The 16,554-nt window shown below is 72.8% G+C and carries 18 protein-coding genes; 6 read left to right on the forward strand and 12 right to left on the reverse strand.

Going from position 1 to position 16,554, the window contains the following annotated elements; all coding sequences use genetic code 11:
* Window position 1 precedes the first annotated feature (1 nt).
* The gene (locus ACXR2U_RS05770; protein ID WP_458823982.1) at window positions 2-931 is read right to left on the reverse strand and encodes an ABC transporter substrate-binding protein; all 930 of its coding nucleotides are present in this window, start codon (window positions 929-931) and stop codon (window positions 2-4) included.
* A 151-nt stretch (window positions 932-1,082) separates the two neighbouring features.
* On the reverse strand, window positions 1,083-2,303 hold the full coding sequence (glgC, locus tag ACXR2U_RS05775) for a glucose-1-phosphate adenylyltransferase (protein ID WP_458823983.1): 1,221 nt from the start codon (window positions 2,301-2,303) through the stop codon (window positions 1,083-1,085).
* A 71-nt stretch (window positions 2,304-2,374) separates the two neighbouring features.
* Between glgC and glgA the strand changes: the two genes are divergently transcribed.
* On the forward strand, window positions 2,375-3,541 hold the full coding sequence (gene glgA / locus ACXR2U_RS05780) for a glycogen synthase (RefSeq protein WP_458823984.1): 1,167 nt from the start codon (window positions 2,375-2,377) through the stop codon (window positions 3,539-3,541).
* 12 nt (window positions 3,542-3,553) lie between these two features.
* Here the strand turns inward: glgA and ACXR2U_RS05785 are convergent, their stop codons facing one another.
* Window positions 3,554-5,053, reverse strand: coding sequence for a leucyl aminopeptidase family protein (locus ACXR2U_RS05785; protein ID WP_458823985.1), 1,500 nt, complete (start codon window positions 5,051-5,053; stop codon window positions 3,554-3,556).
* 67 nt (window positions 5,054-5,120) lie between these two features.
* Window positions 5,121-5,288, reverse strand: coding sequence for a DUF3117 domain-containing protein (locus tag ACXR2U_RS05790; RefSeq protein ID WP_458823986.1), 168 nt, complete (start codon window positions 5,286-5,288; stop codon window positions 5,121-5,123).
* A 144-nt stretch (window positions 5,289-5,432) separates the two neighbouring features.
* Here ACXR2U_RS05790 and ACXR2U_RS05795 point away from each other — a divergent pair, with 144 nt between their 5' ends.
* Window positions 5,433-6,233: an enoyl-CoA hydratase-related protein gene (locus ACXR2U_RS05795; RefSeq protein WP_458823987.1), complete on the forward strand. Its 801-nt coding sequence runs from the start codon at window positions 5,433-5,435 to the stop codon at window positions 6,231-6,233.
* Window positions 6,234-6,283: 50 nt separating this feature from the next.
* On the opposite strand, the gene ACXR2U_RS05800 is transcribed toward ACXR2U_RS05795, so the two are convergent.
* Both ACXR2U_RS05800 and ACXR2U_RS05805 read right to left on the reverse strand, forming a co-directional pair.
* Window positions 6,284-6,844, reverse strand: coding sequence for a DNA-3-methyladenine glycosylase I (locus tag ACXR2U_RS05800; protein ID WP_458823988.1), 561 nt, complete (start codon window positions 6,842-6,844; stop codon window positions 6,284-6,286).
* Window positions 6,841-7,500: a hypothetical protein gene (locus ACXR2U_RS05805; protein ID WP_458823989.1), complete on the reverse strand. Its 660-nt coding sequence runs from the start codon at window positions 7,498-7,500 to the stop codon at window positions 6,841-6,843. The genes ACXR2U_RS05800 and ACXR2U_RS05805 overlap by 4 nt, the downstream gene beginning before the upstream one ends.
* Window positions 7,501-7,619: 119 nt before the next feature.
* On the opposite strand from ACXR2U_RS05805, the gene wrbA reads away from it, so the two are divergent.
* Window positions 7,620-8,240, forward strand: coding sequence for an NAD(P)H:quinone oxidoreductase (wrbA, locus tag ACXR2U_RS05810; RefSeq protein WP_458823990.1), 621 nt, complete (start codon window positions 7,620-7,622; stop codon window positions 8,238-8,240).
* Window positions 8,241-8,264: 24 nt separating this feature from the next.
* Here the strand turns inward: wrbA and dapE are convergent, their stop codons facing one another.
* Entirely contained in the window at window positions 8,265-9,356 is a 1,092-nt protein-coding gene (dapE, locus tag ACXR2U_RS05815; protein WP_458823991.1) for a succinyl-diaminopimelate desuccinylase, read from the reverse strand.
* A 44-nt stretch (window positions 9,357-9,400) separates the two neighbouring features.
* Between dapE and dapD the strand changes: the two genes are divergently transcribed.
* Together dapD and ACXR2U_RS05825 are read left to right on the forward strand one after the other, a co-directional pair.
* Window positions 9,401-10,390, forward strand: coding sequence for a 2,3,4,5-tetrahydropyridine-2,6-dicarboxylate N-succinyltransferase (dapD, locus tag ACXR2U_RS05820; RefSeq protein ID WP_458823992.1), 990 nt, complete (start codon window positions 9,401-9,403; stop codon window positions 10,388-10,390).
* 43 nt (window positions 10,391-10,433) lie between these two features.
* A complete protein-coding gene (locus ACXR2U_RS05825; protein ID WP_458823993.1) occupies window positions 10,434-11,300 on the forward strand; it encodes a hypothetical protein in 867 nt (288 codons plus the stop codon).
* 23 nt (window positions 11,301-11,323) lie between these two features.
* On the opposite strand, the gene fdxA is transcribed toward ACXR2U_RS05825, so the two are convergent.
* Window positions 11,324-11,650, reverse strand: a complete 327-nt coding sequence (gene fdxA / locus ACXR2U_RS05830) for a ferredoxin (RefSeq protein WP_458823994.1) — start codon at window positions 11,648-11,650, stop codon at window positions 11,324-11,326.
* 154 nt (window positions 11,651-11,804) lie between these two features.
* Between fdxA and ACXR2U_RS05835 the strand changes: the two genes are divergently transcribed.
* Entirely contained in the window at window positions 11,805-12,809 is a 1,005-nt protein-coding gene (locus ACXR2U_RS05835) for a GNAT family N-acetyltransferase (RefSeq protein WP_458823995.1), read from the forward strand.
* A gap of 9 nt (window positions 12,810-12,818) precedes the next feature.
* Here the strand turns inward: ACXR2U_RS05835 and ACXR2U_RS05840 are convergent, their stop codons facing one another.
* From ACXR2U_RS05840 to ACXR2U_RS05855, 4 genes are read right to left on the reverse strand one after another with little or no spacing between them, the layout of a single operon-like run.
* A complete protein-coding gene (locus ACXR2U_RS05840; protein WP_458823996.1) occupies window positions 12,819-13,316 on the reverse strand; it encodes a hypothetical protein in 498 nt (165 codons plus the stop codon).
* Window positions 13,313-14,194 (reverse strand): N-acetyl-1-D-myo-inositol-2-amino-2-deoxy-alpha-D-glucopyranoside deacetylase, encoded by an 882-nt coding sequence (mshB, locus tag ACXR2U_RS05845; RefSeq protein WP_458823997.1) that lies wholly within the window; start codon window positions 14,192-14,194, stop codon window positions 13,313-13,315. Before mshB ends, ACXR2U_RS05840 begins: the two co-directional genes overlap by 4 nt.
* Window positions 14,191-15,375: an ABC transporter ATP-binding protein gene (locus ACXR2U_RS05850; protein WP_458823998.1), complete on the reverse strand. Its 1,185-nt coding sequence runs from the start codon at window positions 15,373-15,375 to the stop codon at window positions 14,191-14,193. Before ACXR2U_RS05850 ends, mshB begins: the two co-directional genes overlap by 4 nt.
* A complete protein-coding gene (locus ACXR2U_RS05855) occupies window positions 15,372-16,547 on the reverse strand; it encodes an ABC transporter ATP-binding protein (RefSeq protein WP_458823999.1) in 1,176 nt (391 codons plus the stop codon). Before ACXR2U_RS05855 ends, ACXR2U_RS05850 begins: the two co-directional genes overlap by 4 nt.
* Window positions 16,548-16,554 lie beyond the last annotated feature (7 nt).

Genomic DNA, 16,554 nt, shown 5'->3' on the forward strand with positions numbered 1-16,554 from the left:
CTCAGCTCTGCGAGGCCGCGTTGATCTGCGCCTCGGTGATCGCGCCGTCGGCGAGACCCCACTTGTCGAGGATCTTCGTGTAAGTGCCGTCCTTGATCAGCGCGTTGACCGCGCCCTGGACGGCATCCTTGAGCGTGCCCTGGTTCTTGCCGATCGCGTAGCCGTAGGGCGCGGCGTCGTAGACGTCACCGGCGAGCTGGAGCTTCCCGTCGCTCTGCTTGACCTGGTACTGGGTGATCGGCGAGTCGGCGAGCATGGCGTCGGCCTGGCCGAGGGCCACGGCGTTGCTGACCAGCCCCTGGTCGTCGAACTTCTTGACCGTGATGGCCTTCTTGCCGGCGGTGGTGCAGGCCTTGGAACGCGCGGGGAGGTCGTCGGTGTCCTGGACCGTGCCGGTCTGCACCGCCACGGTGAGGCCACAGGCGTCGTCGGGGCTGACGGTCTTGCCCGCGGGCGCGGCCCACTGGGTGCCGGCGCTGAAGTACGTCACGAAGTCGACGACCTGCTCGCGCTCGGCGTTGTCGGTGAACGAGGAGACGCCGACGTCGTACTTGCCACCCTCGACGCTCGGGATGATGTTGTCGAAGGTCGACTTCTGGTACTCGGTCTTCAGACCGAGCTTGGCCGCGACGGCGTCGAACAGGTCGATGTCGAAGCCGATCGTCTTGCCCGAGCCGTCGACGTACTCGTTGGGCGGGTAGGTGTTGTCGGTCCCGACCGTGAAGGTCCCCCGCTTGGCGATGGCCTCGGGCACCTTGGCGGCCAGGGCGTCGTCCTTCTGGACCGCCCCGACGCTGACGGTGCTGCTCGGTGCGGCGCCGCTCCCTTCGTCGTCGGAGTTGTCCGCGCAGGCGGTGAGGCCGGCGGCGGCGACCAGGCCGGCGGCCAGCAGGCCGGCGACGCGGGTGATGCGTACGGAACGGACGAACACGTGGAGATCCCCCTCGGTGCGATCGGTGCACGGAGGTTAACGGAGCGCACCCCCCGCCCGGTGGTGCGCCCGGCGCCCTGTCCGACCCGGAACCGAACCGTGACGCGGACCCTGGGGCCGCCGAGCGTCGACCCACGTGAACTTCACGCGGTCAGAGGTGGGCGATCTCGCTCTTGCCGAGGACCACGACGCCGCTGTCGGTGACGTGGTAGCGCAGCCGGTCGTTCTCGAGGTCGACCCCGATGTGCGCGCCGGGCGGGACCACGACGTTCTTGTCGAGGATCGCGCGCCGCACGACGGCCCCGGCGCCGACCGACACGTTGTCCATGAGCACCGAGCCCTCGACGTACGCCCCGTTCTGGATGCGGACGTTCGGCGCGAGCACGCTGTGGCGCACGGTCGAACCCGAGACGATCGACCCGGCGCCGACGATGGACTCCTGCGCCAGCCCGCCCTCGACGAACTTGGCCGGCGGCAGCTGCGGGTGGTTGGTGAAGATCGGCCAGTGGCTGTTGTAGAGGTTGAAGATCGGGTGGACCGCCACGAGGTCCATGTGGGAGTCGTAGTAGGCGTCGAGGGTCCCGACGTCGCGCCAGTACCCGCGGTCGCGCGCCTCGCTGCCCGGCACGTCGTTGTCGGCGAAGTCGTAGACGAAGGCGTTCCCCCGGTCGACCATCGCCGGCATGATGCTGCCGCCCATGTCGTGGATCGAGTTCTCGTCCTCGGCGTCGGTGCGCAGGATGTCGATGAGCGCCTTGGTGGTGAAGACGTAGTTGCCCATCGACGCGAAGGTCTCGTCGGGGTTGTCCGGCAGACCCGGAGGCTGGGCGGGCTTCTCGAGGAAGGCCTTGACCCGGCGGTCGGAGTCGGCGTCGATGACACCGAACGCGTTCGCCTCGCGCCGCGGCACCCGGATGCCCGCCACCGTGACGTCGGCGCCCGAGTCGATGTGCTGCTGGACCATCTGGCGCGGGTCCATGCGGTAGACGTGGTCGGCGCCGAAGACCACGACGATGTCGGGGTTCTCGTCGTAGATCAGGTTCATCGACTGCAGGATCGCGTCGGCCGAACCCGTGTACCACCGCGGCCCGAGGCGCTGCTGCGCCGGCACGGGGGTGATGTAGTTGCCGAGCACACTGCTCATCCGCCAGGTCTGGGTGATGTGGCGGTCGAGGGAGTGCGACTTGTACTGGGTGAGCACGCAGATGCGCAGGTAGCCCGCGTTCACGAAGTTCGAGAGCACGAAGTCGACGAGCCGGTAACTGCCGCCGAAGGGCACGGCGGGCTTGGCGCGGTCGGCGGTGAGCGGCCACAGCCGCTTGCCTTCACCACCCGCGAGGACGATGCCGAGGATGCGCGGCTGCAAGGCCATGACCTCACCCTAGCCAGGGCGATCAAGGCTTGTGGTGGCGGTCACGCGGACGTGGCCTAGGGTTCGCCTGCGTGAGGGTCGCGATCCTGAGCAAGGAGTACCCGCCCGAGGTGTACGGCGGTGCGGGCGTCCACGTCGAGTTCCTGGTCCGGGAGATGCGCAAGCTGCCCGGCGTCGAGGTCGACGTGCACGCCTTCGGCGCCCCGCGCGACGAGGCGAGGGTCACGTCCTACGACGTCCCGAGCGGGCTGGCGGGCGCCAACGCGGCGCTGCAGACCCTCGGCGTCGACCTGGAGATGGCGGCGGCCCTCGGCGACGCCGACGTCCTGCACTCGCACACCTGGTACGCCAACTTCGCCGGGGTGATCGGCTCACTGTTGCACGGTGCACCGCACGTGCTCTCGGCCCACTCGCTCGAGCCCTCGCGGCCGTGGAAGGCCGAGCAGCTCGGCGGCGGCTACCGGGTGTCGTCGTGGGCCGAGCGGGAGGGCTACCTGCACGCCGGGGCGATCGTGGCCGTCAGCGCGCGCATGAAGGACGAGATCCTCGCGGCCTACCCTTTCGTCGAGCCCGAGCGCGTCCACGTGATCTACAACGGCATCGACACGTCCCTGTACCGCCCGGTCGACGACCCGTCGGTGGGCGAGCGGTACGGGGTCGACCCCTCCCGGCCGACGGTCGTGTTCGTCGGGCGGATCACCCGCCAGAAGGGGGTCGGCCACCTGCTCGCGGCCGCGGCGGCCTTCGACCCCGAGATCCAGCTGGTCTTCTGCGCCGGCGCCCCGGACACGCCGGAGATCGCCGCCGAGACCGAGGCCGCCGTCGCCTCGCTGGCCGCGACCCGCACCGGCGTCATCTGGATCCGCGAGCACCTGCCGCGCGAGCAGGTGGTCGCCCTGTTGACCGGGGCGACGGTGTTCGCCTGCCCGTCGGTCTACGAACCGCTCGGCATCGTCAACCTCGAGGCCATGGCCTGCGGCACCGCGGTGGTCGCGAGCGACGTCGGCGGCATCCCGGAGGTGGTCGTCGACGGCGCCACCGGCACGCTCGTGCACTACGACGAGGCCGACCCCGACACCTTCCGGGCCGACCTCGCCGCCGCCGTCAACGAGCTGTGCCGCGACGCCGCCCTCGCCAACGCCTACGGCGAGGCCGGCCGCCGCCGGGCGGTCGACGACTTCGGCTGGGCCGCCATCGCCCGGCAGACGGTCGAGCTCTACCGCACGCTGCTGGTCTGAGCCGCTCCAGCCTCAGGCGAGGGTCGCGAGCCAGGCCGCGAGCAGGCGGGCACCGAAGCCGGTCGCGCCCTTGACGGCCACGCCGTCGTCGGACTTCGCGCGTGCCGTCCCGGCGATGTCGAGGTGCGCCCACGGCAGACCACCCGCGAACGGCTGCAGGAACAGCGCCGCGGTGATCGCACCGGGCGGGCCACCCGCCGAGTTCACGGCGTCGGCCACGGGCGACTCGATCTCCGAGGCGTACTCCTCGCGACCCAACGGCAGCTGCCAGAGCCGCTCACCGGTGGCGGCGCCCGCGGCCACGAGCGCGTCGACCACGGACTGGTCGTCGCCGATCACCCCCGCGATCTTGCCGCCGAGAGCCGCGTTCATCGCCCCGGTGAGGGTCGCGATGTCGACGACCGCCCGCGGCGACACCGTCGCCACGCCGTAGGCCAGCGCGTCGCCCAGGACCAGCCGGCCCTCGGCGTCGGTGTTGGTGATCTCGCTGGTGCGCCCGCCGTGGTGGACCACGACGTCGCCCGGCCGGTAGGCCTCGGCCGACACCACGTTGTCGGCCAGCGGCACCAGCACGGTGACGTTGACCGGCAGGCCGCGCGCCGCCACCGTCGCGAGCGCGGCGAGCGCCGCGGCGCCACCGGCCATGTCGGTGTACATCGTGGCCATCGACGTGCCGGGCTTGAGGTTGTAGCCGCCGGTGTCGTAGACGATGCCCTTGCCGACGACGAGGACGGGCTCGGTCGTCACACCGTCGGGCCGGTAGTGGGCCTCGACGAGACGCGGGCGCCGCGAGGAGCCGCCGCCGACGGCGAGGACGCCGCCGAAGCCCTGCTCGAGCAGCCAGGAGTCGTCACGGACGACCACCTCGACCCCGAGCGGGGTCAGCAACTCGGTGGCGCGGTCCGCGACCCACTGCGGGCTCTTGCTGGAGGCGCGGGTGTTGGTGAGGTCGCGGGCCCAGCAGGCGGCGCGCGCGGCGACGAGCGCGGCGGCGACGGATTCGTCGGCACCCTCACCCACCACCTCCACGCGGGTCAGCGCGGGCGGCGTCGCGTGGGAGCCGGCCGGGAAGCGGTACGCGCCGAGGACCAGACCCTCGACCAGCGCCGTCAACTCCGGCCCGCCGTGCCCCGCCCACAACGTGAGGGTGGGGACGTCACGGGCGGCCTTGGCGAGCGCGGCCCCGGCCCGCCGCAGGGTGGTGAGGTCGGCGTCGGAGCGCTCACCGGTGGTGCCGGTGCCGAGGAAGAACAGCCGCCCGGGCGTGGCGCCCGGCCGGACGAGGTCGCGGACCGCGCCGAGGTCGGAGGCCTTGGCCCCGAGCGTGCCGAGGAAGGCGCGGGCGGCGCCGAGGTCGGCCGGGGCGAGCAGACCGTCCTCGAAGACCGGCGAGTCACCGGTGTCGGGGACGCCGATCACGACGGCGTCGCGGGACGCGGCCGCGGCGGAGACGGCGTGGACCTCAAGCAGCGGGGCGCCGCCCTCGACGGACGGCAGGACAGGTGCGGACACCATCAGACCCCTTCCCGGAGGTCTCGGGAAGGGGTCTGACGGATGCGTTCGACGGGCACGGCGGCGGTCAGCTCACCACGTTCTTGAGCGCGTCGCCGAGCGCGGCGGCCTCCTCGGCGTTCATCTCCACGACCAGCCGTCCGCCCCCTTCGAGTGGGACGCGCATGACGATGCCGCGCCCTTCCTTGGTGACTTCCAGCGGGCCGTCGCCGGTCCGCGGCTTCATGGCCGCCATCTGCTGCCTCCTCGTAGTGCACCGTCCGACACGCGTGGACGGGCCGGGTCTGGACGTCCATTGTCCCTGATCGCACGTCGCGGCCCCAACTCGGGCGGCGCGGACGCCCTCCGGCGGGTCGAGCGCGTGCGTAGGTTGACGCCCATGACGTCCACCGCCGCCCCCGTCGTCACCGTCGACCGCACCGACGGCGTCGCCACCGTCACGCTCAACCGCCCCCAGGCGATGAACGCACTCGACCTCGCGCTCAAGGAGGCGTTGCTCGACGCCCTGGCCGAGATCCGGCACGACTCGGCGGTGCGCTCGGTGATCCTCACCGCCAACGGGCGGATGTTCTGCGTCGGCCAGGACCTGCGTGAGCACCTGGCGCTGCTGGAGGCGGGCGACCCCGCGCCGCTGTCGACAGTCGAGGCGCACTACAACCCGATCTGCTCGGCCCTGGTGACGATGCCCAAGCCCGTCATCGCGTCCGTCAACGGCATGGCGGCCGGCGCCGGCGCCTCGCTGACGTTCGCGTGCGACTTCCGGCTGGCGGCCGAGTCGGCGAAGTTCCTACTGGCGTTCGCGGGCGTCGGCCTCACGCTCGACACCGGCGCCTCCTGGACCCTGCCCCGCCTCATCGGCTCGGCCCGCGCCACCGCCCTCGCCCTGCTCGCCGAGCCGGTGTCGGCCGAGAGCGCGTTGGAGATGGGCCTGGTCAACGGCGTGTTCCCCGACGACGCCCTGCCCACCGCCACGTGGGAACTCGCCGCCCGCCTGGCCAAGGGCCCGACCGCCGCCTACGCCGCGATCAAGGAGTCCCTGCACGTCGCCGCCACCGCGACCCTGGACGAGGCCCTGGCCACCGAGGGCCGGCTGCAGAACGCCCTGGGCGTCTCGGCCGACCACCGCGAGGGCACCGCCGCGTTCGTCGAGAAGCGCGAGCCCCGCTTCACCGGCGCCTGAACCCGCCGGCCGCTCCACCCCCGCCCCGACGGACGGGCGCCGGCGGCGGGTCAGAACCGGACGAAGCAGCGCTGCAGGTGGTCGTCGACCATGCCGGTGGCCTGCATGAGCGCGTAGGACGTCGTCGGGCCGACGTTGGCGAAGCCGCGGCGCTTGAGCTCCTTCGCCAGCGCCGTCGACTCGGGCGTGACGGCGGGGACGTCGGCAGGGGTGGCCGGGCGGGGCCGCGGCGGCGGCGCGAACGACCACAGCAGCGCGTCGAGGCCCTCGGGGACGGCGTCGGCGATCCGCCGCGCGTTGGTGATCGTGGCGTCGATCTTGCGGCGGTTGCGGACGATGCCGGCGTCGGCCAGCAGCCGTTCGACGTCGGGCTCGCCGAACGCCGCGACCACCTCGGGGTCGAAACCGGCGAAGGCCGCCCGGAACGCCGGGCGCTTGCGCAGGATCGTCAGCCACGACAGCCCGGACTGGAACGCCTCCAGCGAGAGCCGCTCGAACAGCGGCGCCGTGCCGTGGACCGGCCGCCCCCACTCGTCGTCGTGGTAGGCGAGGTAGTCCGGCGGGGTGACGGCGGGGTCGGCCCAGGTGCAGCGGGGCCGCGTGTCGGTCACGACCGCGGGGGGCGTTCGGCCGTCCCGTCGGACGGGCGCGCCGCGTAGCCGTCGTCGTCGAGTTCCGGCAGTTCGTCGTCCAGCCCGACCACCTGTGGCCCCGGCTCGGGCTCCACGACCTCGACGACCTCGAGGGGTTCGACGGGTTCGACGGGTTCGACGGGTTCGGCCGCCTCGACGACCTCGGGCGCCTGGACGACCTCGACCCGCACCGCGTCGTCGTCGACCTCGGACACGACCACCACCTCGGCCTCGGTCTCCTCGGGCGTCTCCCCCAGCTCGACCAGGTCGTCGTCGCGTTCCTGGTGCAGGACGACGGCGTCGGCGAGGACCTCACCGGACGGGTCGGCGAGCGAACCCCGGCCCTCGAGCTCGGCGCGCAGCGTGGCGATGACCGAGTCGCGGTGGGCGATCTCCTCGCCGAGGCGGTCGAGCACGGCGTCGGTCTCGGCGAAGCGGTAACCGCGCAGGGTGACCGGCAGCCGCAGCCGGGTGACGTCGGGTCCGGTCATGGCCCGCTCGGCCGGGAGCGCCCACGGGGTGCGGTCGGCGGCGGCGGGGGCGAGCTCCTCGTTGGCCGGCAGCACCAGCACGGCGAGGGCGACCAGCGCCGCCACCACCACCAGCGCGAGGACGATGTAGACGAAGAGCGTCACCACGGTCGCCTCACCACGGCGTCATGTTCTCACCCGGACGCAGGTCGTGGTCCGAGCCGGTCCGGGTGTGGGTAAGTTGGTTGAGCACGCAACCATCCGACGACACGAAGGGACCCCTCATGGCCGACAGGCCCGTGAAGGTCGCGATCATCTTCTACAGCTCCACCGGCACCATCTACGAGATGGCGAAGACCGCCGAGCAGTCCGCGAAGGACGCCGGCGCCGAGGTCCGCCTGGTCCGCGCCCGTGAGCTCGCCCCGGCCGAGGCCGTCGCCAGCAACCCCGCGTGGGAGGCCAACGCCCGCCAGATGGAGTCCGACGGTGTCGCCGAGGCGACCCCCGACGACATCGAGTGGGCGGACGTCGTCCTGTTCGGCACCCCGACCCGCTACGGCGCGGTCGCGGCCCAGCTCAAGCAGTACATCGACGGCCTCGGCCCGCTCTGGGCCCAGGGCAAGCTCGCCGACAAGGTCTACGCCGGGTTCACCAGCTCCTCGACCGCCCACGGCGGCCAGGAGTCGACCCTGCTGACGCTGTACAACAACGTCATCCACTTCGGCGGCATCATCGTGCCCCCGGGCTACACCCACCCGAGCAAGTTCGTCGACGGCAACCCGTACGGGGCGAGCCACGTCGCGGGCCAGGGCGACAAGCCGGTCGACGACACCACCCGCCAGGCGGTCCGGCACGAGACCGAGCGCGCGATCAGCGTCGGCGCGAAGCTGATCGCCGGCAGCTGACCGGAGCGACCGGCCGCTCCTGACTCAGAAGCCGGCCGCGAGCACGCGCGTGAGCGCGTGCTCGACCTCGGCGATCCGGGACGTCGTCACGTACTCCTCGCGGGTGTGGGCGAGTTCCGGGTCCCCGGGGCCGAAGTTCACCGCCGGGATCCCCAGCTCGGTGAACCGCGCGACGTCCGTCCAGCCCAGCTTCGCGCGGGGCGGGGCGGGCGTCGCCGCCACCAGCGCCCGGGCGAACGGGTGGGTCAGCCCGGGTGGCGCCGCGGGCGCGGCGTCCACGATCTCCACCGTCACCCCGGGCGCGCTGCAGGTCTCGAGCAGGTGCGACGACGCCCGCTCCACCGTCCGGTCGGGCGCGAAGCGGTGGTTCACCGTCAGCGTCGCTGCGTCCGGCACGACGTTGCCCGCCACCCCACCCTCCACGCGCACCGCGTTCATCCCCTCGCGGTAGGTGCAGCCGTCGATCTCGACCACCCGCGCCTCGTAGGCCGCCAGCCGGTCGAGCACCGGGGCCAGCCGGTGGATCGCGTTGACGCCCTTCCACGACCGCGCCGAGTGCGCCCGGTGTCCCGACGCCGTCGCGACCGCCCGCAGCGTCCCCTGGCAACCCGCCTCGACCAGGCCGTCGGTGCCCTCGAGCAGCACCGCGGCGTCGGCGGCCAGCACCTTCGGCCGCTCCCGCGCCAGCCGGCCGAGGCCGTTGCGGGCCGCCTCGACCTCCTCGCCGTCGTAGAAGACCCAGGTCAGGTCGCACGCCGGCCGCAGCTCGCCGCGCGCGACGGCCGCGGCGATCCGCAGCATCACGGCCAGGCCCGACTTCATGTCGGTCGACCCGCATCCCCACAGCCGGTCACCCTCGAGCCGCGAGGGGAAGTTGTCCGCCACCGGCACGGTGTCCAGGTGGCCCGCGAGCGCGACGCGCGTGGCCGCACCGGTCTCGGTGCGGGCGAGGACGACGTCACCGTCGCGTTCGACCGCGAGCGCACCACCCAGACCACGCAAGGCCTGCTCGACCAGGTCGGCCAGTTCCCGCTCCGTGCCGGACACCGACCAGACGTCGACCAGGGCGGCCGTGAGGGCGACGCCGTCGGCGGTCGGGTCCAGCGGCTGCGGCATCGGCCGACCGTAGCCAACCGGCCCACCCAGTACCCTCGGGGCCCGTGACGCACGCCGCCCAGGACGATTCCCCGACCGCCGACGCCACCCCGCCGACCGGCCGGATCGCGAGCGGTTACGGCCTCGCCACGACCGCCGACGGCGTCACCCTGGACACCTGGTTCCCCCGTCCGCAGCTCGGGCCGGTCGACGACACCGACGCCGAGGTGTCGGCGGCCGTGCGCCTGCTGACCCCGCTGACCGGTCAGGACATGAACCGCGGCGTGCGCCTCGACGTGGTGCGGGTCGAGATCGACCTCGACACCCCGCCCGCCAACACCTCCGACGCCTACCTGCGCCTGCACCTGCTCTCGCACCGGCTGGTCCGCCCGAACGACGTCGACCTGTCCGGCATCTTCGCGGTGCTGCCGAACGTGGTCTGGACGACGGCGGGTCCGTGCCCGGTCGACGGCTTCGAGGCCATGCGCGCCACCTGGCGCCGCACGGGCAGTGCGCCCGAGGTGCTCGGCATCGACAAGTTCCCGCGCATGCTCGACTACGTCGTGCCGGCCGGCGTCCGCATCGCCGACGCCTCCCGCGTCCGCCTCGGCGCGCACCTGGCCGAGGGGACCACCGTCATGCACGAGGGTTTCGTCAACTACAACGCCGGGACCCTCGGCGCGTCGATGGTCGAGGGTCGGATCTCGGCAGGCGTCACGGTCGACGAGGGCTCCGACATCGGCGGCGGCGCCTCGATCATGGGCACGCTCTCGGGCGGCGGCAAGCAGACCGTCCGCATCGGCAAGGGATGCCTGCTGGGCGCCAACGCGGGCCTGGGCATCAGCCTCGGCGACAACTGCGTCGTCGAGGCCGGCACGTACGTCACCGCCGGGTCGAAGGTCACGCTGCCGGACGGCCGGATCGTCAAGGCCGTCGAGCTGTCCGGCTCGGACAACCTGCTGTTCATCCGCAACAGCGTCAGCGGCGCCCTCGAGGTCCGCGACCGGGTCGGGCAGGGCATCGCCCTCAACGACGCGCTGCACGCCCACAACTGAGGTTCCCGCCCGCGCACAGGCGGCCGCGGCAGACTGCTCCCCGATGGCCACGATGACCCCACCCGCCCCACCCCGGCCCGCGCCCCGCCGGCGCCGGTTCGTCCGCACCGCGGTGGTGCTCGGCACCGTCGCCGTGCTGGTCGCCGTGGCCGTGGTCGGGATCAAGACCTGGTGGGACGACGGTTCGCTCGTGGCCCGCATCGACCCCGGGTGCACGGCCGGCAACTACGAGATCTCCACCGACCAGGCGGCGGTCGCGGCCGACCTGGTCTCGGTCGTCGTCACCCGGCAGTTGCCCGCGCGGGCGTCGACGCTGCTCGTCACGGCGGCCATCCAGGAGAGCAAGCTGCGCAACATCCCCGCAGGACAGGGCGACCGCGACTCGGTCGGCGTGCTGCAGCAGCGACCCTCGCAGGGCTGGGGCACCGCGGCGGAACTGTCGGATCCCACCGTCGCCGCCGGTCGCTTCCTCGACGCCGTGGTGAAGGTGCCGGGCTGGGAGACCGAGCCCGCGGCCGAGGTCATCCAGGCCGTGCAGATCTCGGTGGACGGCTCGTACTACGCCGAGCACGAGGCGGAGGGCAAGACGATCGCCGACGCCCTGGACGGCACCACGCCCGCCGGGCTCACCTGCCGTTACCCCGCGCCGACCGAGGTGGCGCCGGCGTCGACGGTCGCGGCGCAGGTGCTGGCCGCGCTGCCCGTGACGAACCCGACGGTCGACAGCGCGACCGTGACGGTGCCGGGTGCGAGCTGGACGACGGCCGCGTGGTTCGTCGCGAACGGCGACCGGCTGGGTCTGGAGTCGGTGAGCACCGGCGGCCGGACCTGGACCCGCACGGGCGGGTGGGCCACCGCGGAGGGAACCCCCGCGGTCGACGGTGTGCGCGCGACGCTCGCCGCGCTCTGATCGCCGCTCCAGGTCGGGCGGCTCTACTCGTCGTGCTCTTGGGGCGGGAGCGCCGCGATGAGGGCGGCGTCCTTCGCGACGGCGCCGACCTTCGCGGCACCGCCGGGCGAGCCGAGCTCGTCGAAGAACTCGACGTTCGCCTGGGTGTAGTCACGCCACTTGTCGGGCAGGTCGTCCTCGTAGAAGATCGCCTCGACCGGGCACACCGGCTCGCAGGCGCCACAGTCGACGCACTCGTCGGGCTGGATGTAGAGCATCCGGTCGCCCTCGTAGATGCAGTCGACGGGGCATTCCTCGATGCACGCCTTGTCCTTGAGGTCGACACACGGCTCGGCGATCACGTACGTCACTTCAGTTCACCCTCCAGGACGGTGCTGACGGACTGGTCCAGGTCTGCGGCGACGTTACCGTCCGCCCCGGGCGTTGTCCCCGCGCAGGGTGCCCTAATCGACCGCGCCGGGCGGCCCTGATCGGATCGCGGGCCGCCGTCCCTACGCTCGGTGCATGCCCGTCGCCGTCGACCCCCGCTGGCTCGGCCGTCGCGTCGTCCTGCGCCGCCCGCTCCGCGACGCCGACGGCGGGGACGCCCACCTCGCCGACGCCCTCGGTGACCTCGTCGGTCTCGACCCCGTCCACGCGGTGGTCGAGACCGCCGCCGGGCGCACCGAGGTCGACCTCGAGGCCGTGGTCGCCGCCCGACTGGTCGAACCGAGTACGCCCGACGTCCTCGCGCTCGAACTGACGACCGCGCGGGGCTGGCAGGCCGAGGAGGTCGAGGAGTCGGTCGACGGCTGGCTGCTGCGTGCGGACCACGGCGTGACCGGCCGCGCCAACACCGCGCTGGCGTTGCGCACCCCGAAGCGGCCCCTCGCCGAAGCCGTCGCCGACACTCGCGCCTGGTACGCCGAGCGCGGACTGCCGCTGGGGATCACGGTGCCGTTACCGGCGCGGTCGCTGCTCGACGGCGGGCTCGAGGAGTACTGCGGGCTCACCGCCGACATCGCCGACGACGTCCACGTGCTGGTCGCGCGGGTGGACACCCTGCTCGCCGCGGCTCCGGCCCCGACAGCCGTGGTTGCCCTGAGCAACGATCCGGACGACCGGTGGTTCGCCGTCCACCGCGGCGGCGCCACGGCCGGCGATCCGGTGATGCAGGCGATCCTCAAGCGGCACGACCGGGTGGCGTTCGCCTCGGTGCTCTCCGGCGACGACGTCGTCGCGATCGGCCGTGCGGTGGTCGACGACGCCCCGGTGGGCCGCGACGGCCGCCCCGGCACGCGGTGGCTCGGGATCACCGGTCTCGACGTCGCCCCGGACGTGCGTGGCCGCGGTCTCGCCCGCACCGTGCTGCGCTCACTGTGGGAGTGGGGCGCCGAGCAGGGCGCGACGCGCTCGTACCTGCAGGTGGCCTCGGGCAACCAGCCCGCCATCCGGCTGTACCTGTCGTCGGGCTACTGGCACCACCACGACTACCGGTACCGCCACGACCCGACACCCCTGGGACGTTGATCGCGAGGGTCAGGGGCGGGTGCGCACGGCCGTCACCGCGCCGATGAGGACCCCACCGAGCAGCGTCGCGTAGCTGATCGCGGTCTGGCCGTCGGACCCGCCCGCGAGCAGGACGTCACCACCCGGGCTGATCGACAGCGCCCACCCGGCGACGAAGAACACCAGCACCGGCAGGGCGGCGACGCCCCTCGAGCCGGACAGTCGGCACGCGAGCACCGGCAACGCGATGTTGAGGGCGACCGCCACCACGACCGCGAACGGCACGAGCGTGGTGCCGATCCGGGCCGGGGTGAGCAGCACACTGACCAGCGCGCCCAGGGCCGCGACCACGACGACCCCGACGATGCCGAGCGCGGTCAACGCCCCCGGCAGCGGGGGTTCGGCCTCGACGTCGACGACCGGGGCGGGGTCGGCCGGCACAGGGTCGGTCGGCACAGGGTCGGCCGGCACAGGCGCGGGATCGGCCGGCAGGCCCGGACCCGGCCGCGGCCGGCGGGGCGCGCTCACGCCGACACCGCGGCGAACAGGTCGGTGCCGATCCCCCGACCGCCCAGCGACCGGTCGGCGTAGCGGTAGTGCTCGATCGCGTCGAGCGGCAGGGCGACGCCGTTGGTGAGCGCGTAGAACGGCGGGACCACCAGTTCCTGGCTGGCGTGCGCCGCCAACGCCGATGTCTTGGCGTCGAGATACCGGCCGGCGTCGATCCGGATGTCCACGTCGTCGTCGGGCACCACGTAGGCCCAGTCGTCGACCGAGGCGGCGGGTCGCATCCCGATCGCGGCCAGGCGGGTGCTCGCGTTGACGGCCGCGGCGTGCCCGGCCTCGGCCCGGCGTCGCGGCACGACCGTCTCCAGCACGACCGGCGCCGGACGGCCCGCGGCGACCACGCGGTCGACGGCGGCCAGCGTGACGGTGCGCGCGGCCACGTGGTCCGGATGCCCGTACCCGCCGTCGGGTGGGTACGTGACCACGACCTGCGGCCGGGCGCGTTCCAGGACGGCGCTCATCGCGGCGGTGGCGCGGGCCAGGTCGGCGTCGTCGTGCAGCACCCGTGAGAACGCCTGGGGATGGGCGTTCGCCGGGTCGCCGGCCATGCCCGAGTCGCGGTACGTGCCGAGGCCGCCGAGGAACTCGTGGTGCGGGTCGCCGAGCGCGGCCAACGCCGCGCGCAGCTCCCACACGCGGTAGCCGCCGAGCTGGTCGGCGCGGTGCGCCCGCAGGCCCTCGAGGGCGGGGTCGGTGACCTCACCCTCCTCGCCCAACGTGCACGTGACGACCGTGACCGCCACCCCCGCGGCCCGGGACGACGCGATGGTCGCCCCGGTCGTGATGCTCTCGTCGTCCGGGTGGGCGTGCACGAGGAGCAGCCGCCGCTCGCCGTTCACCCGGCCGGGGTGCCCCCGTCGGACGGTCCCTTGCGGAGACCGAATGGGGCCTCGTGCTCGCCCGGCGCCGCGTGCTCGCCACCGTGCGCGAGGTGCGCCCCGGACGAGGTCGACGGCACCATCGCCGCGGGCGCGGTGACGGCGATGTCGTGCTTGATCGCCGCGTAGTGGCAGGCGGCGACGTGACCGGCGCGCGAACCCTCGTGGGTGGTGAGCGCCGGGTCCTCGGTGGTGCAGCGCTTCTTCTGGTCCTCGCTGAGCTCGGTGCGGAACTTCGGGCACCGGGTGTGGAACACGCACCCGCTCGGCGGGTTGATCGGGCTGGGGAGGTCACCGGTGAGCAGGATCTTCTCCCGCCGGCTCTCCATCGACGGGTCCGGCACCGGCACGGCCGACAGCAGCGCCTGCGTGTACGGGTGCATCGGCTCGGCGTAGAGCGTGTCGCGGTCGGCGAGCTCGACCATCTTGCCGAGGTACATGACCGCGACCCGGTCGGAGATGTGCCGCACGACGGACAGGTCGTGGGCGATGAAGATGTAGGCCAGCCCGTACTCGTTCTGCAGGTCCTCGAGCAGGTTGACGACCTGCGCCTGGATCGACACGTCCAGGGCCGAGACCGGCTCGTCACAGACGATGAGCTTGGGCTGCAGGGCGATCGCCCGGGCGATGCCGATGCGCTGGCGCTGACCGCCGGAGAACTCGTGCGGGTACCGGTTGTAGTGCTCGGGGTTCAACCCGACGCGCTCCATGAGGCCCTGGACGGCCTTGCGGATGCCACCGTCGGGCTTGACGCCCTGGATGGTGAACGGCGCACCGATGATCGAGCCGACGGGGTGGCGCGGGTTGAGCGAGCCGATGGGGTCCTGGAACACCATCTGCATCTCGCGGCGCATCCGCCGTAGCCGGCTCGAACCCGCCTTCGTGATGTCCTCGCCGTCGATGGCGATGCTGCCGCTGGTCGGTTCGAGCAGCCGCAGCACCGTGCGCCCGGCCGTGGACTTGCCACAACCCGACTCGCCCACCAGGCCGAGGGTCTCCCCCGCGCCGAGCGAGAACGTCAGACCGTCGACCGCCCGGACCGGAGCGCTCTTGCGCTTGATGAGCGTCTGGGTGAACTGCGGGAAGTACTTGCGCAGCTCGGTGACCTCGAGCAGCGGAGTCGTGCCTTCTGCGGGGCTCACGCCTGCAGTCCCTTCGTGGTGTCGACCGTGCCGTTGCCCGTGCCGGTGCCGCTCGGAGCGGACGCCCCGGACGCCGACGACGGGATGGCCGTCTTGTCCTCGGCGGCCGGGTCGAAGTCCGACCCCATGACCTCGTTGCGCTGCTCGTTGGTGAGGTGGCAGCGCGCCCGGTGGCCGGTCTCGACGAGGTGCAGGTCGGGGCGCACGGTCTCGCAGGTGTCGCTGCCGACCACGTGCTTGAACTCGCACCGCGGGTTGAACGCGCAGCCGCCCGGCAGGTTGATCAACGACGGCGGGTTGCCGGGGATCGGGTCGAGCCGTTCGGCGCGGCCACGGTCGATGCGGGGCATCGACTTCAGCAGACCGAACGTGTACGGGTGGGCGGCGCGGTGGAACACCTCGCCGGCCGCGCCGGTCTCGACCGGCTTGCCGCCGTACATGACCAGGACGTCGTCGGCGATCTCGGCCACGACACCGAGGTCGTGGGTGATCATGACGATCGCGGAGTCGAACTCGCGCTGCAGGTCCTTCATGAGTTCGAGGATCTGCGCCTGCACCGTGACGTCGAGCGCGGTGGTCGGTTCGTCGGCGATGAGCAGCTTGGGCGAGTTGACCAGGGCCATCGCGATCATGACGCGCTGGCGCATACCGCCCGAGAACTCGTGCGGGTAGGCGTCGACCCGGCCACGGGCGTTGGGGATGCCGACCCGTTCGAGCATGGAGATGGTGTGCTCGCGGGCCTGCTTCTTCGAGACGCCCTTGTTGTGGATCAGGTAGCCCTCGCTGATCTGGTTCCCGACCGTGTAGTACGGGTGCAGCGCGGAGAGCGGGTCCTGGAAGATCATGGCCATCGTCGAGCCCCGACGGCGGCGCACGGTCTCGTCGTCGGCGCTGAGCAGTTCGGTGCCGTCGAGCCACACCTCACCGGTGATCTGCGCGCGGGTGCCGCGGTAGAGGCCCATGACCGTCGACATCGTCACGGACTTGCCGGAGCCGGACTCGCCGACGATCGCGAGCGTGCGGCCCGCCTCCAGCGAGAACGAGACGCCGTCGACGGAGTGGACGAGGCCGTCCTCGGTCGGGAACGTGGTGTGCAGGTCGCGGACGTCGAGGAAGGGCCGCGTCTCGCGCGCGATCTCGATCTCGCTCACCCCTGCGGGGCTGGTCGTCACAGGTCGC

It is taken from the genome of Jatrophihabitans sp. YIM 134969 (assembly GCF_054456675.1).